The 14504-nt window shown below is 63.2% G+C and carries 13 protein-coding genes and 1 pseudogene; 11 read left to right on the forward strand and 3 right to left on the reverse strand.

The annotated features are described in order from the left end of the window. Positions 1 to 156: 156 nt before the first annotated feature. From JMJ56_RS28335 to JMJ56_RS28365, 7 genes are all read left to right on the forward strand, one after another. Positions 157 to 444, forward strand: a complete 288-nt coding sequence (locus JMJ56_RS28335; protein ID WP_202835111.1) for a terminase TerL endonuclease subunit — start codon at positions 157 to 159, stop codon at positions 442 to 444. Between the two features lie 937 nt (positions 445 to 1381). After that, a complete protein-coding gene (locus tag JMJ56_RS28340) occupies positions 1382 to 3211 on the forward strand; it encodes a peroxidase family protein (RefSeq protein WP_202835112.1) in 1830 nt (609 codons plus the stop codon). Then, positions 3192 to 3677, forward strand: coding sequence for a terminase TerL endonuclease subunit (locus tag JMJ56_RS28345; RefSeq protein ID WP_202835113.1), 486 nt, complete (start codon positions 3192 to 3194; stop codon positions 3675 to 3677). The genes JMJ56_RS28340 and JMJ56_RS28345 overlap by 20 nt, the downstream gene beginning before the upstream one ends. A 126-nt stretch (positions 3678 to 3803) precedes the next feature. Then, the gene (locus tag JMJ56_RS28350; protein WP_268885141.1) at positions 3804 to 4622 is read left to right on the forward strand and encodes an NAD-dependent epimerase/dehydratase family protein; all 819 of its coding nucleotides are present in this window, start codon (positions 3804 to 3806) and stop codon (positions 4620 to 4622) included. Positions 4623 to 4867: 245 nt separating this feature from the next. Then, a complete protein-coding gene (locus tag JMJ56_RS28355) occupies positions 4868 to 5104 on the forward strand; it encodes a hypothetical protein (RefSeq protein ID WP_202835115.1) in 237 nt (78 codons plus the stop codon). A gap of 240 nt (positions 5105 to 5344) precedes the next feature. Then, positions 5345 to 5593 (forward strand): terminase TerL endonuclease subunit, encoded by a 249-nt coding sequence (locus tag JMJ56_RS28360; protein ID WP_202835136.1) that lies wholly within the window; start codon positions 5345 to 5347, stop codon positions 5591 to 5593. A 392-nt stretch (positions 5594 to 5985) separates the two neighbouring features. Then, the gene (locus JMJ56_RS28365; protein WP_202835116.1) at positions 5986 to 7941 is read left to right on the forward strand and encodes a PHA/PHB synthase family protein; all 1956 of its coding nucleotides are present in this window, start codon (positions 5986 to 5988) and stop codon (positions 7939 to 7941) included. Between the two features lie 74 nt (positions 7942 to 8015). Here JMJ56_RS28365 and JMJ56_RS28370 read toward each other — a convergent pair whose 3' ends face one another. Next, positions 8016 to 9065: an alpha/beta fold hydrolase gene (locus JMJ56_RS28370; RefSeq protein WP_202835117.1), complete on the reverse strand. Its 1050-nt coding sequence runs from the start codon at positions 9063 to 9065 to the stop codon at positions 8016 to 8018. A 382-nt stretch (positions 9066 to 9447) separates the two neighbouring features. Between JMJ56_RS28370 and JMJ56_RS28375 the strand changes: the two genes are divergently transcribed. Together JMJ56_RS28375 and JMJ56_RS28380 are read left to right on the forward strand one after the other, a co-directional pair. After that, positions 9448 to 10095, forward strand: a complete 648-nt coding sequence (locus JMJ56_RS28375) for a phasin family protein (RefSeq protein ID WP_202835118.1) — start codon at positions 9448 to 9450, stop codon at positions 10093 to 10095. 188 nt (positions 10096 to 10283) lie between these two features. Beyond that, entirely contained in the window at positions 10284 to 10748 is a 465-nt protein-coding gene (locus JMJ56_RS28380; RefSeq protein ID WP_202835119.1) for a hypothetical protein, read from the forward strand. Between the two features lie 63 nt (positions 10749 to 10811). Here JMJ56_RS28380 and JMJ56_RS28385 read toward each other — a convergent pair. Both JMJ56_RS28385 and JMJ56_RS28390 read right to left on the reverse strand, forming a co-directional pair. Then, positions 10812 to 11078, reverse strand: a pseudogene (locus JMJ56_RS28385) (DUF3489 domain-containing protein); the annotation flags it as partial. Positions 11079 to 11191: 113 nt separating this feature from the next. Continuing rightward, positions 11192 to 11611, reverse strand: a complete 420-nt coding sequence (locus JMJ56_RS28390) for a hypothetical protein (RefSeq protein WP_202835121.1) — start codon at positions 11609 to 11611, stop codon at positions 11192 to 11194. Between the two features lie 327 nt (positions 11612 to 11938). Here JMJ56_RS28390 and JMJ56_RS28395 point away from each other — a divergent pair, with 327 nt between their 5' ends. After that, positions 11939 to 12490 carry a CarD family transcriptional regulator gene (locus JMJ56_RS28395; protein WP_202835122.1) on the forward strand — a complete coding sequence of 184 codons (552 nt, stop codon included), beginning with the start codon at positions 11939 to 11941 and terminating at the stop codon, positions 12488 to 12490. A 287-nt stretch (positions 12491 to 12777) separates the two neighbouring features. Continuing rightward, the gene (rpsA, locus tag JMJ56_RS28400) at positions 12778 to 14499 is read left to right on the forward strand and encodes a 30S ribosomal protein S1 (protein WP_202835123.1); all 1722 of its coding nucleotides are present in this window, start codon (positions 12778 to 12780) and stop codon (positions 14497 to 14499) included. Positions 14500 to 14504 lie beyond the last annotated feature (5 nt).

Raw genomic sequence — 14504 nt, forward strand, 5'->3', positions numbered from 1 at the left:
TCAGCCTCCCCCACCGGGGGCAAGCGAATCACGATCCAGCGCCAATCGCGAGAGGGAATTTCAGCAGCCTGCTAGAGCTCAGCCCGCGCGTTCGAATTTGATTATCGGTTACGACCGTTGGGACTAGGGCAGCGGCTACGGGCGCAGGAGATCGAGATGGTGGAGTTCCGCTCGACCACGGCGAACTTCTCGCCGGCGATCATCGAGCTCGATGCTGCCATGCGCTCGGGTCGCCTACAGCATGACGGCAACCCGGTGCTGGAGTGGTGCATGGGCAACGTGGTCGGCAAGCCGGACCGTCGGGGCAACCTCTACCCGACCAAGGCGCGGCCGGAGCAGAAGATCGACGCGACCGTGGCGCTCATCATGGCGGTTGGACGCTCGATGACCGAGCCGGAGCAGTTCACCAGCATCTTTGAGCGGGCGGAGCTGTGGCAGGCGTAACGCACTACGTCAGAGCACATGGGATTAACTGAATACCGCTACACTGGTCCTTGTTAGACATCGCTGGGAGGTCGTGCGCGAATCTATGCCAGCGGAGCGCAAATCCCGAATTGCATCCGCGCACAGGTTTATTGATCTAAGTATTGCTGTTATCTGGAACCCGCCACGCATGTCGAAGTCGCGAGACAAAGAGGCTGTATAAAACGCTCGTTACTTCCTCTTAGATTCCCCTTGCGCGTGAGAAAATGTTGCGCCATCTTCTTGGTAGGTAAAACGTTGATAATTAAGAATAAGAGTCGGCGAGATTGTTCGCTGGAACGTTTGTACGCCTTCGCGCATCGGCTTACGGTCGAGGAGGGGCTGAACATGAATTCGCCTCACGCGCTAGCAGAACCAAGAATGGTGGCGGCCGACACTTGTGCGATAGTGACGGGTCCGTTCTGTACCTCCAGTATGAGCGCGCCGCATTTGGGCGAAAGCGTGACACGGTCCTCGTGGAAGTTGGCAGCGCAAGCAGAGAACTCGCAGTCACAGAAGGTCAGGTATGATTTGAGGTTGGACGTTTCCACGGTGCGTTGGCGCAGTAACGTAAGGCGGATTATCACTACTTCCTCGTCGGCAATGCTTCGTGTGCTTGTATACGCAAGGTGCAGGCCGCCAAGCGAGACATCGTTGTCGAGGAATAAACTACGGCGGAATTTAAGGACGCTGTCAGCGAGGTTAATGACATCCCAGCCGCCTCGCGGTGCAATGGCTTATATCCAGCTGGGGCAACCACTCTACAGATCTCCGTTGTGGCATCCGCGCTGCTGAACGCTTAGCGCAGGCTGCGCGCAAGGTGCGCGGCGAAACCTTCATCAGGTTAAAAAGCAATGGCCGCCGACTATCGGTTGGGGCCGATCGCTGACTCTTGCCTATGGCCAAAGGAGGCCGTGTGATGGAGTTCCGGACGGCAGATGGCTCAAACAACAGCCTCACTCAAAGTGACCTGAACGCCTCTGGCTCCGCGTTCGTCCGCATTGGGCCGGCGCGCTATACGGACGGTGTCCATGAGATGGTGGACGGGCCGAATCCACGCATGATTAGCAATGTCGTCGTCGGTGAGGGAGAGGCGGCGACACCGAATGGTCAGGGCCTCTCGGGTATGATGTATGCCTGGGGCCAATTTATCGACCATGACATCACCCGCACGCCCTCTGATCGTGTAACCCGCATCGATATCGCGGTGCCACAGGGCGATGCCGACTTCCCAGATGGCACTAAGATTCTGTTGAGCCGTGCGGTCACGCATCCCACAAGCGGAACCGGTCCGGAGAACCCTGCAACGCCACTCAATGCCGTCACCGGATGGCTCGACGCCTCTATGGTTTACGGCTCCGATACAGCGACCGCGGCAAGCCTGCGCCTGGCTAACGGGCGCATGAAAACATCAGATGGCGATAACCTCCCCATTGTCGGTGGCCAGTTTCTGGCTGGTGACGTACGCGCCGCAGAAAATCCCGCATTGACAGCGCTACATACGTTGTTTGTGCGTGAGCACAACTGGCAGGTTGAACGGCTACACGCAGCCAAACCCTGCTTGACCGGGGACGAGCTATACGAGCAGGCGCGAGCGATCGTTGCAGCGGAGATTGCGCATATCACCTACGAGGAGTTTCTGCCACATCTCGTCGGGCCGGACGCCATCGCTGACTACGCCGGCTACAATCCAGCCGTGGATCCGCGGCTTAGCGTAGAGTTCGCTGGCGCTGCCTACCGTTGGGGCCACTCGACCGTCTCGGCCGAAACCGAACGCAAAGATGAACGAGGTGAGGTAGCAGGCGCCGATCTGGAACTGCGCGACGTCTTCTTTATGCCACCTGCGGCCTTCATCACAGACAGTGGCGCCGACGGGTTTCTTCGCCACTTAGGTGCGGACTTGGCTCAGGCCATGGACGCACGGATTGTCGACGATTTACGAAATTTCTTGGTGGACGCTGACGTCGGGCAGGATCTCGCCGCTATCAATATACAGCGGGGACGCGATGTAGGCATCGGAACGCTTAACCAAACCCGAACAGCCCTCGGTCTTACCCCATATGATGAGTTTGAGGACATTACTCAAGATTCAGCCACCGTTGACGCGTTGCGGAAGGCCTTTGTAACGGTGGATAAAATTGACCTTTGGACCGGAGGACTGTCTGAGTCTCTTGCCCCAGGAGCGTTCCTTGGCGAGACGTTTCGGGCCATTGTTGCGGATCAGTTTGAGGCACTGAGGGATGGTGATCGTCTCTGGTTTCAGGCTCAAGGGTTTGACGCCAGGACTCTATCTGAGATCGAGCGTACAACTCTTTCCGACATCATTCTGCGCAACACGGATACGAAGAACATCCAGGATGACATCTTCACCTTTGTTGAACGCCGTGGCAGCGACGTAGCATCTGAGCATTCGGATCTGCCGCAGCTGGTGGTCGGCAGCAACGGGCGTGACGAACTTATTGGTGGCATGCAGGATGACATTCTGGTTGCGGGGCGAGGACGTCAAACATTGAGAGGTGGGGAGGGTAACGACCGCTTCGTACTGGATGGACCTACCAAGGCGACGGTTGCTGACTTCCAGCCGGGTCACGATCACCTGCAACTCAACGTAAGTAAGGGTAAAAGCTTCGCAGATCTGGATATCCGTGGCGACGCGGACGGCACCGTGCTGCGGCTTGGGTACTACCGCATAGAGCTTTCGGGGATCCGTCCCGACGAACTAGGCCCGGGTGACTTCATCTTCGTCTGAGCCGAAAGCTTGGGCAGCCAAGCACCTTGTCCTGACGACGCCTTACAGTGATGCTGACTTCCAGGCCATCGAGGACGACATCCTGGAGCTGAGCCGGCGCTTTCGCATCGTGAGCGTCGGCTACGACCCCTGGCAGTCGACGCAGCTGGCGCAGCGGCTCCGAGCGCAAGACATCGAGATGGTCGAGTTCCGCTCGACCACGGCGAACTTCTCGCCAGCGATCATCGAACTTGACGCCGCCACCCGCTCCGGCCGCGTCCAGCACGACGGCAATCCTGTGCTGGAGTGGTGCATCGGCAACGTCGTCGGCAAGCCGGATCGCCGGGGCAACGTCTACCCGACCAAGGCGCGGCCGGAGCAGAAGATCGACGCGGCTGTCGCGCTCATCATGGCGATCGGCCGATCGATGACCGAGCCGGAGCAGTTCACCAGCATCTTTGAGCGGGCGGAGTTGTGGCCGGCGTAGCTCCGCCAAGCCGCAGCCGTCGTCATTTGTTATCAGCAGTTCGGGCCTTTGGGCATGCTATGCTCGACGACTGCCGCGCGAACTTCGCTGGAGGTTCTCCATGCATCCCTGGTGTCGGGCCTGAATATGCGCACCGTTGTAATCGGCCGAAACAGCCTCATCGCTCGAGTCCTGCGCCGCCGCTCCGAGACGGCGGACTGGCTTTTTCTTGCCCATTGCGAAGCCCTGGCGGACCCTTCCTGGGCACAGGGTGCGTCATGCGTGGTCAACTGCGCTTATGATCCACGGCTGAAGTCCCAGCCCTACGATGCGGCTTATGATGTTGACCTGCCGCTGGCCGCATCAGCCGCGGCGGCCGCCGCGCCCTATGTAATGCTCAGCTCGCGTGTGGTGTATGGCATGACCGGCCGGGACGGGCGCCTGGCTGAGGACATGCCGCTCGCGCCAACTAGCCATTATGGCCGCGCCAAGCGCGAGACTGAGGCACGGCTTCGCGCGATCCCCGGGCTCGCGCTGACCATACTGCGCTTGGCCAATATCATCGACCCGCTCGATGCTGAGGGCGAACGCGTCAGTTTTTTCGGACTCGCGTTGCGCGGGCTGCGGTGCGAAGGACGCATCACCTTCGACATGAGCCCCTTCGTCGAGCGCGATTTCCTGCCGGCCGAGATCCTGGCGGAACGCCTCGTCATGGTGGCAGCGGACCCACGGCCTGGCCAGTTCAACATGGGCAGCGGAGTTGCCCTACCCTGCGGCCGCATTGCGGAGTGGCTCATCGAGGGGTATGGCGGTGGCACGCTGCTGGTGTCCAACTGCCGCGACTACGACGGTTTTTGCCTCGACATGACCGCCGCGGCCAGGACCTGGCGTTTCCGCCCCCTCGGCCCTGCCGAGCTCCGTCGCCATTGCGTCGCCGCCGGGCGATTGCTGCGGCAGGAGGGCTGAGGCTGACGGAGCCGGGCATCGCCGCGGCCACAGGAGGCGAACACCAGCTGGATGACTGCCGGCCCCTCCCAGGCGCAGAGCGGCAGTTCCGGCGACGCCGATTAGCGCCAGCCGCGCTGGTAAGGCCACCCGGACGGACTGAAGCAGGCGCTTGGCTCTCGCTTTGTTGCAGGTTATTGAACCGGATGTTCCGTTACGGCCTGCAATTGCCATGTGGCCCGCTGCCCAGTTAGAAGGAGGACCCAATGACCGGCAATGCCCCGGTTTACCTGCGCTGGCGTGATGGCCGTCCCGCACCGGTGGAGGAATGCTTCGATAACCTGGACACGGCATTGGAGGCGGTGGAGGCTCGCTGGGAGGCCCTACAGCACCAAGCGCCGCAGATCCTGGATGCCCGCCGTATTCTTCTGCTCAGCAAAACTGAGCTGGCGGCGATGTGGGAGGATGACGCGCTAGAATCCGGGGGCAGCGGCGACACCTAAGCCGCCGAATGTCTTTCCGAAGACCTGCCGCGGGACGGGCAAGACGACCTATGCCGCCTTCGCCCGCTGCCACTTAAATGAGGGGGCGGTGCTGGAGGCGCGGAACGCTTCCTATCCCGGCTGGGCGGCCGCGGAGCACCTCGTGCTGACACCGGGCAACGAAACCGACTTGCGAGCCATAGAGGACGACATTCTGGAGCGTAGCCGGCGCTTTCGTATCATCAGCGTCGGCTACGACCCCTGGCACGACACAGTTGGCGCAGCGGCTCCGGGCGCAGGACGTCGAGATGGTCGAGTTCCGTTCGACCACGGCGAACTTTTCGCCGGCGATCCCGCCTCCAGCATGACGGCAAACCGATGCTGGAATTGTGCATCAGCAGTGTCGTCAGCAAGCCGGATCGCCGGGGCAACCTGTACCCGACCAAAGCCCGGCCGGAGCAGAAGATCGACGCGGCCGTTGCGCTCATCATGGCGGTTGGCGGTCGATGATTGAGCCGGAGCAGTTCACCAGCATCTTTGAGCGGGCGGAGTTGTGGATGGCGTGAGGCAGTGCAATGCGCTCAACCTTAGCGCCCATTGGCGCTGCCGGTATTAGCATTGGCATTGATCGCACTGTGACCAAGTGCCTGACCGCGAGCAACTCTAAGGCGAAAGCTGGGCGCCGCCGGCGGCGCTAAAGCGGCCCGTTGCGTGCCTGAATGACGATTATAGTGCGCTTGTGCACGGTCTCCAACTCGGCCAGCCCAGAGGCGTTGAAGAGTAGCTTATGACATCGCGGTTGAGCCGTCGGATGAAATAGAAACACTGCGGCGGAGTGGGCCTACAGAATTGAGCCGAAGGCGATAGTGGCGCGAACGGGAGCGCCTTAGGAGGAAAGCGTCATGGTGGGCCAAGATAGCAGCGAGAATGGCGGACACGAGCATCCGGGCGAAGGGGGCGGGAGCTCTTCGCCGGGACCCGACGCCATGCTTGGGGTCTGGGCCTTGTGGATGGAGGCGATGTCGGGACCGGCAGGCCGCGACTGGGCCAGCCTCGCCAAACCCTGGTGGCAGATGACGACCGATCAGCTCAGCGGCAGCGCGCCTGGCGGCGGGGTGGCGCAGCTTGGCGACATGTTGGCCAAGGACCCGTTCCTTCGATCCGTGGATCAGATGTGGAACGCCAATCCGCTCCGCGACGTCGTGCCCGTGGACTGGGCGGAGGTCGTCAGAGCACTCCGCACGGTGTGGCTGCGCTCCCTAAACCGGCCCGACGCGGCCATGGCAACAGTAGAGCTGAACGCAAACCTGCTGCGCTCGGCCGTGGAAGCTTGGAACGAGGCCGGCCTGCGATGGTGGGGTATGGAGCCGGCGGGAAGCAGTGCTCCTGCCGTCGGCGGTGACAAGCGGTTCGCCGCCCCGGAGTGGCACGCCAACCCCGCGTATCGTACGCTCAAGGAGGCTTATTTGCTCGCCTCCGATTGGCTGCTGAAGCAAGGTGCAGAGTTGGCGGAGGGTGTGGACGAGGCAGAGCGCCGGCGGCTCGACTTCCATCTCCGGCAGTTCGTGGACGCCATGAGCCCGGCGCTGCTGCTTGCCTCGAACCCAGCGGCACTGCGCCGTGCGATGGAGACCGGCGGCGCCAGCCTCGCCAACGGCGCCCGCAACCTGGCGGCCGACCTGCAAAATGGGCGGCTCAGCATGGTAGACGCCACCGCCTTTGCGCCTGGGCGCAACCTTGCCCTGTCACCGGGCAAGGTGGTCCACCGCAACCGCCTGCTCGAGTTGATCCAGTACGAGCCGACAACCGAGACGGCGCACCGGACGCCCCTGCTGATCATGCCGCCATGGATCAACAAGTTCTACATCTTGGACATGCAGCCAAAGAACAGCATGGTGCGGCACCTCGTCTCCCAGGGCTTCACCGTGTTCATGGTGTCATGGAAGAACCCCGACGCCTCCATGGAGGATATAAGCTTCGAGGACTACATGGACCTTGGCCCGCTGGAGGCGAGCGATGTCGTGCGCGAGATCACCGGCGCCAAGTCCATCAACGTGATGGGCTACTGCATTGGTGGCACGCTGCTCGCCCTAACTCTTGCGTGGCTGGCTCGGAAGAAAGACAACCGCTTCAATGCAGCGACCTTCATGGTCTCGCTGCAGGACTTCTCGCGTGTTGGCGACACCGCCGTCTTCATGGACGAGCCGGCCATGGATCTGGTCGAACAGCAGATGATGGAGCGCGGCTACCTCGACAGCCGAGAGATGTCCAACATGTTTAACCTGCTGCGCTCAAACGACCTGATCTGGGCGAACGTGGTGAACAACTACCTCATGGGTGAGAAACCTCCCGCCTTCGACTTGCTCTATTGGAACAGTGACGGAACCCGCATGTGCCGCGCCGCACACGCCTGGTACCTGCGGAACACCTACAAAGAGAACAACCTAGTCGTACCAGGTAAGATCGAACTCAAGGGCGAACCCATCGACCTGGGGCGCATCGAGCTGGATGCTTATGCGGTCGGTGCCGAGAAGGACCACATCGTTCCTTGGGACGCTGCCTGGCACATCACACGGCTTTTCGGCGGCAAGGTGCGCTACGTGCTTGCCTCCTCTGGCCACATCGCTGGCATCATCAACCCACCGGGTGGCAAGGGCGCCTACTGGACCAACGAGGCGCAAGCGGCAACGCCTGAGGAGTGGCGTAAGGCGGCCACGAAGCACGACGGCAGCTGGTGGACGGATTGGTCGGCTTGGCTCGCGGCGCGGTCGGGCGAAAGACAAAGGCCACCAGCGACGGGCAGCACCGCGCATCCGCCGATTGCGGACGCGCCGGGCACCTACGTGCTCGAGAAGTAAGAAGGCGCGGGCGCGTTCTCCAGCACCAGCTGCTCCGGGGGGCTGTCCGCCCTGCACCCCGGAGGGCGGCGTCGTTACGCTGCCCGGGCTGAAGCTTCAGAGACCATTCGGAGCGACACGGCTGATTCGCCGAGCATTCGTACGGGCAGCCTGGCGGATGCCATGGCTATCAATCCAATAGCCTCGACAACGTGCTCTGGCTCGGAGTGGTGGACCATGTGCCCTGCTCCCTGGACGATCCGCAGCGCGCTGCCCGGGATGGTGGCGTGCAGGCGCTCAGCATTGCGCTTCCAGACGACCTTGTCGCCGTCTCCTGCAAGGATGAGTACAGGCATCCGGAGGTCGGCGTAGCGCCGGCGCAAGCCCAGCGCACCTGGGATCATCAGCGCGCCATCGACCGAGGTAGCGCGGATCTGGGACGGGCGCAGCGCCATCGCGTCCGAGTATTCGCGCCGGAACCGCCTAGTGACGGGAGCCGGCGAGAACATGGCGCGCTTCTGCAAGGGCATGAGGAGTCGCCCCAGCCATGGTGAGACCGTGTACCGTAGGATATCCCCAACCACCGGGATCGCACCCGCAGTGACCAGCAGCACGTCCGGCCGCAGGGTCCAGAAATAGTAGCCGGAGAGCAGCACAAGACCCGCCGTGTCAGCTTGATGCCGCACCGCCAGCGAAAGCGCCACAATGGCACCCCAGGAGTGGCCCACCACAACCGGGCGCTCGATACTCAGCTGCTTGAGCGCCTTGTGAAGCAGTTCGGCCTGCTGCGTTGCCGTCCAGCTGCGGCCGCGTGGGCGCTCGCTGTGACCAAAGCCGGGGCGGTCGAAAATGATGACCCGGTGAGTTTCCAACAGGCGCTCGGCAACGCCGCTGGTATCGTAGTCGTCGCCAGACACCACGTTGCCGTGGATAAGGACGATCGGTTGCCCGGCACCCCGGTCGGTATAGTGCAACCGGACGCCGTCCACATCGAGAAACCTACCACGGGGTGGATGTTGGCGCTCCGCCCGGCGCGCGACGGTGCGGTTCACCAGGGCAAGTGCGCCGAGGATGGTGACGGCCGCTCCGCAGGCCAGCACCGTCCGGCTTCCAAGAGGGATCTTGGTGGCTGCTACAAGCTTCAATGCGGTGTTCCTATGATGTTTGGTCGCGCCGAGCCCGTCAGGGCCAGTCCATTCGGGGCGGCTGGGATAAGCCATCGAAATCACTGGCATCGATGGCAATGCTGGCTGCGCACTGACGACCAGCATGGCAGTCAAACAGGTGAAAAAAGTACCGTTTCCATTATGGACTAGATAATTTGTGTGATCATCCCGAAATCTGCATCGAGGAGAGATGCGAGAGGCATCTCGCGCGTTCAGCGCAATAAGACGTCGCGCTCTGAAATAGTTCCTATGTCCTCGACCGCAAATTGTCTCTTGCGCCAAGGCGTATACTGGCTCACAACGCGATTGTGCGGTGCAACATTCTTTGACGTTCCGCAAGTATATTGGGTGGAGAATTCACATGGTCGACATCAACAAGCCCCAGGACGCACGCGCAGCCGCCGTCACTGATGCGGCGATCCGCCGCGCCGCCGACGCCGTCCAGCAAAGCGGCCACGCCACGGGTGAGGCGCTGCGTCAAAATGCTGAGGTCGGCGCTGATGTGGCGCGCCGCGGCACCGACGCTGGAGCTGAGTCCGCCCGTCGCGGTGCCGAACTTGCCAACGACACAGCGCGCCGGAGCACGCAGGCGATGGCCGACGCCCAGCGCCAGATCGCCCAGGACGCGGCACAGCGTTTTGAGGAGGTCAGCCGCAAGGTGGCTGAGGCGGCCCGGGGTACGACTGAGAACGTGCGCCAGTTGATGGCGCTGCCCAACGCCGCCGAAGGCGGGCTGCGCGACCTGCAGCAGGGAATGGCAGGTCTGGTCGAGGGCGTCGTGCAGACCAACCTGCGCGCGGCCCAGGAGCTGTTCCGCCTCGCCAACCCGGCGCCGATCATGGAGCTGCAGCAGCGCTTCATGCGCGAGTACACTGACACCCTGCTGCGCAACAGCGCCACGCTGGTTCGTGCAACGCGTCGCACCGCTGACGAGACGCTGCGTCCGCTCGAGGAGAAGATCCGTCAGGCCGACCAGGGCCAGCAGCGCTCTCAGGCCGCGGCGGAGTGACACCGGCGCGGAACCTGCAAGGGTCCGGAGCGTAAAAGGGAGCGGCTGGGGCGCCATGGGTGCCCCGGCCGTTTTCATGTTGCCCTCGACCTCCTGGTGCGCCGGCATCGCCCGCCCAGTCCGAGAGCCCAGCCAGTTCTCCTGTTGTGACGACAGCGTCTGGCGCCACGGTAAACACGGAGCGGACCATGGAGAAGACCAAGCACGACCTCGTCGGCATGATTGAGGAAGCCGCTGCCAATATGCGCCGGCTGATGACCGCCGCGCCGGGTCCCGGCACCGTTGGGGAACAAGCGCAGGAGGCGCAGCGGGCCGCGTCACTCCTGGTCGAGGGCATGATGGCGACTAACAAGCGCTTTGCCGAAGCGCTATTGAACCGTGCCGAGCCGAGCCCGGCGGTGGAGCTGCAGAAGCGCTTCGTGGGCGACTACTTTGACGCTTTGGCGCGGGGTGGAACTCTGGTGATGCGTGCGGCGGGGGAAGCGGCCCAGTCCTCGAAGCGGGAGGCGCAGGAAAGCGGCCACCGCGAAGGGGGTGCCCCGGCAGCACCCACCGAGAGGTCCGAGCCGGCTCCGCAGAAACGAGTGCGGCGCCCTCGCTCGCAGACGTCGCACAAAAACACAGCTCCTGTCCGACGGAAAACTGTGAAGTAGGCACTCAGTCTTAAGAATGGGCTGAGTATCTAGCTTGGCTAAACAGAGATGGACACTATGCCGCTAACAGCCCGGGCTTGTTGCACAACAACCTGAGCAATCTTCGGCGATGTGGTAGACGACGTAGCTGCCCTTGGCGCCCTCTTTGCCCTGGCCAACCTGCCGAACGCGCTCGGCAGCCTCCACCGCTATGCCCTGGCGTCTCTTCAGGCCAGCAAAGAAGCCGCGGACCGTGTGGGCCTGCCAGCCGGTGACCTCGGCGATTTGCGCGACGGTGGCACCTTCCATCCGCCGCAGCATGGCGAGCACCTGTTGCTGCTTGGTGCCCTCGCGCGGCTTGCGGGGACCGGGGGGGGGCGGGGTGCAGGCACCTGCTTGACCAGGATGGCGCGGAGGGCGGCCATGGCGTCGGCTATGCCAGCGCGCTCGCCAGCCTCGTCGTCCTAGACGGCCAGCACAGCTTCCGCCGCGGCGCGCAGTCCATGCCGGGGCGCGGTAGCGCCGGGGAGGGCCTCAGCGGCGACCGTGGGCGGCTCCTGGGCCAGCGGGGCGGTCTGGTGAGCCTCAAGCGCGCGTGGGGCTGTCGTAGGGGCTTCTGCCGAAGCGCCTGCGTCGGCGGTCTCGCCGGCAGCGCGCAAGCCCGTCTCGGCCAGGCGGTAGTGCACGGGGACGCCGTTTACCATCCAGGCCGTGGTCTCGTCCGATAGCTCGAGCGCTGCCGGCTCGATTAGGCCCTTGGCGAGGAGGCTGTTGCGGATGGCGTCGCGCGGCGCCGGGGCAAGCCGGGCCGGCGGGGCGACGAGGTGCTGCGGGTGCTGCAGTGCGGCGGCGAGGATCGCGGCCTGCGTCGGGGTAGGCGTCATGATGGGCTCCTGGTGCAGCACCCGATTAAGGAAGCCGCCCACCTCACCAAAATTGCGGCTGCGGCGCGGAGGACCTGATCGCCAGACACCAGCACGGCGGGCCGCCTGCTGGTATCGGATTGGAAACAGTTGGGGCCGTGTTTCACGCAGGGGCAGGATTCCGTGACGGGCCGCCAGCAACGTGCAATACGTTCCTGTGTCACCCTCCAGTTGCTGCTGATTGCGGCAGTGCTCTGATTGCGCTGCACCGGGCGGGGGTCCTCGTACAGCATATTTGTTGCTGTTTGGGCCAGGCAATGGGGACTGCTTTAGATGAGGACGGCAGCAATGGTTAACGAGCGTTTCCAGGGAGGTCTGCCCCGCGAGTGGACGGCGGAGATCGCTGGCGAGGTGTTGTGCGCTGGTGACCAGGTCATGCATCCGGCGCATGGTGTCGGGTGCGTCACCTGCATCGCGGTCGAGGAGGTCTCTGGGTTCAGCCTGGAATTCGTCCACGTCGTTTTTGATGAGGCACGGCTAACACTCCGCGTGCCGTCGAACAAGGTCCGCAGCATCGGCCTTCGTCGTATTGCCTCCCAAGCGCTCATAGATGAGGCAATGGCTACGCTGCGCGGGCGTGCGCGGTCCACCAAGCTGATTTGGACGCGGCGGGCACAAGAGTATCAGGCAAAGATCAACAGCGGCGACCCACGCGTGGTCGCTGAGGTCATCCGAGATCTTCGACGTAATGCAATCACAGGCCAGCAAAGCTTCTCCGAACGCGCGATCTATGAGGCAGCACTCGACCGGCTGGCTTGCGAGATTGCGGCGGCGGAGGGAACGGAGAAGGCGGCAGCCGTCGGTAGGATCAATGACCATCTAGCATCTGTACCGGCCTAAAACTCATTGATAGATCCTGCTTTCGCGCGCTTTCTGTTTGACCCGGAAACGCTATGTGCGTAGGACCTTCTTCTGTTCAAGTGCCCGGATCGATGCTGGCCTCAATGCTAGTGGGCCAAGCCCGGAGCCAGACTCATCTAAAGCAGATCGAAACCCCACCTCACATTGTAACAGGATGTGGCGGCTGACCCAGCTGCACAGCATCCGAGTCGTACTGCGGGACCCACCCGCGATGCGCATTTCATGGCCGGCGGGCTTCTCGCCGAGACCTTCGGAAGTCTCACCCAATGACTGCCTCCCGCACTGCCACCGCGGCCCAAACCGGGAATGACGACTTCGCAACCTTACTCGATGTCTACCTGGGGGCGGACACCTCCTTCGCAGGGTCGGTCATCAGCGGGCTCGTTCTCCGTATTGAGGGGGATGTTGCTGTTGTTGATGTCGGGCTGAAGAGTGAGGGCCGCATTCCTCTCAAGGAATTCGCACCGGCGGGTGGCACGGCCGAAATCCATGCAGGCGATCGGATCGACATTTTCGTCGAGCGCTATGAGGATCGGGACGGCTCGATCATGCTGAGCCGTGAGAAGGCGCGGCGCGAAGAGGCGTGGGTGGTTCTGGAGAGGGCTTACGAAGCCAACCAACGCGTCGACGGCGTGATCTTCGGGCGCGTCAAGGGTGGCTTCACCGTCGATCTCGGCGGCGCCGTGGCCTTCCTCCCCGGCTCGCAGGTCGATATCCGCCCGGTGCGCGATGTCGGGCCGCTGATGGGCAGCCCGCAGCCCTTCCAGATCCTCAAGATGGACCGCGCCCGCGGCAACATCGTGGTCAGCCGCCGCGCCGTCCTCGAGGAGTCACGCGCCGAGCAGCGCGGCGAGCTCGTTAAGTCGCTAAGCGAAGGAATGGTCCTCGACGGCGTGGTCAAGAACATCACCGACTACGGTGCGTTCGTCGACCTCGGCGGCGTGGACGGCCTGCTGCACGTCACCGACATCGCCTGGCGCCGGATCAACCATCCGTCCGAGGCGCTGACCATCGGCCAGCCGGTGAAGGTGCAGGTCATCCGCTTCAACAGCGAGACCCAGCGCATCAGCCTCGGCATGAAGCAGCTGATGGCCGATCCGTGGGATGGCGTCGCCATCAAGTACCCGGTGAACGCCAAGTTCAGCGGCCGCGTGACCAACATCACCGACTACGGCGCCTTCGTGGAGCTGGAGCCGGGCGTCGAGGGCCTCGTGCACGTCAGCGAGATGTCCTGGACGAAGAAGAATGTCCATCCGGGCAAGATCGTCGCCACTTCGCAGGAAGTGGACGTGATGATCCTCGACGCGGACGAGCCGAAGCGTCGTATCTCGCTCGGCCTGAAGCAGGCCCAGGGCAACCCGTGGGAGCTGTTCCTCGAGGCCCATCCGCCGGGCTCCATGGTCGAGGGCGAGATCCGCAACATCACCGAGTTCGGCCTGTTCATCGGCATCGGTCCGGAGATCGACGGCATGGTCCACATGTCCGACCTCTCCTGGGAAGAGGCCGGCGAGGCGGCGATGGCCAAGTTCGAGAAGGGCACGGTCATCAAGGCCAAGGTGCTCGATGTGGATGTCGAGAAGGAGCGTATCTCGCTCGGCGTGAAGCAGCTCGAGGCCGACCCGGCCGCCGAAGTGCTCGACAAGGTCCGCAAGGGCGATGTCGTCACCTGCATCGTCACGCAGGTGCAGGCCAACGGCATCGAGGTCCGGGTCGAGGATGTCCTCACCGGCTTCATCCGCCGCGCCGAGCTGGCGCGTGACCGGGAGGAGCAGCGAGCGGATCGATTCTCGGTAGGGCAAAAGGTGGACGCTCGGATCACAATGGTGGACCGTGCCGCCCGTCGCCTGGCTCTGACCATCAAGGGCAAGGAGGTTGAGGAGGACCGTCAGGCGGTCGCCGAGTACGGCAGCTCGGACAGCGGCGCGTCCCTCGGCGACATCCTTGGTGCGGCGATTCGCCGCAGGAACCAAGTAGCCTCAGGCGAGTGAGAGGG

Origin of the sequence: Belnapia arida (genome assembly GCF_016773205.1) — a bacterium.
Taxonomy (GTDB): domain Bacteria; phylum Pseudomonadota; class Alphaproteobacteria; order Acetobacterales; family Acetobacteraceae; genus Belnapia; species Belnapia arida.

Bases quoted from the DNA above. Each gene is read 5' to 3' on its own strand.
- rpsA (WP_202835123.1), top strand. From the start codon at position 12,778: ATGACTGCCTCCCGCACTGCCACCGCGGCCCAAACCGGGAATGACGAC.
- JMJ56_RS28340 (WP_202835112.1), top strand. From the start codon at position 1,382: ATGGAGTTCCGGACGGCAGATGGCTCAAACAACAGCCTCACTCAAAGT.
- JMJ56_RS28355 (WP_202835115.1), top strand. From the start codon at position 4,868: ATGACCGGCAATGCCCCGGTTTACCTGCGCTGGCGTGATGGCCGTCCC.
- JMJ56_RS28350 (WP_268885141.1), top strand. From the start codon at position 3,804: ATGCGCACCGTTGTAATCGGCCGAAACAGCCTCATCGCTCGAGTCCTG.
- JMJ56_RS28390 (WP_202835121.1), bottom strand. From the start codon at position 11,611: ATGACGCCTACCCCGACGCAGGCCGCGATCCTCGCCGCCGCACTGCAG.
- JMJ56_RS28375 (WP_202835118.1), top strand. From the start codon at position 9,448: ATGGTCGACATCAACAAGCCCCAGGACGCACGCGCAGCCGCCGTCACT.
- JMJ56_RS28380 (WP_202835119.1), top strand. From the start codon at position 10,284: ATGGAGAAGACCAAGCACGACCTCGTCGGCATGATTGAGGAAGCCGCT.
- JMJ56_RS28335 (WP_202835111.1), top strand. From the start codon at position 157: ATGGTGGAGTTCCGCTCGACCACGGCGAACTTCTCGCCGGCGATCATC.
- JMJ56_RS28395 (WP_202835122.1), top strand. From the start codon at position 11,939: ATGGTTAACGAGCGTTTCCAGGGAGGTCTGCCCCGCGAGTGGACGGCG.
- JMJ56_RS28365 (WP_202835116.1), top strand. From the start codon at position 5,986: ATGGTGGGCCAAGATAGCAGCGAGAATGGCGGACACGAGCATCCGGGC.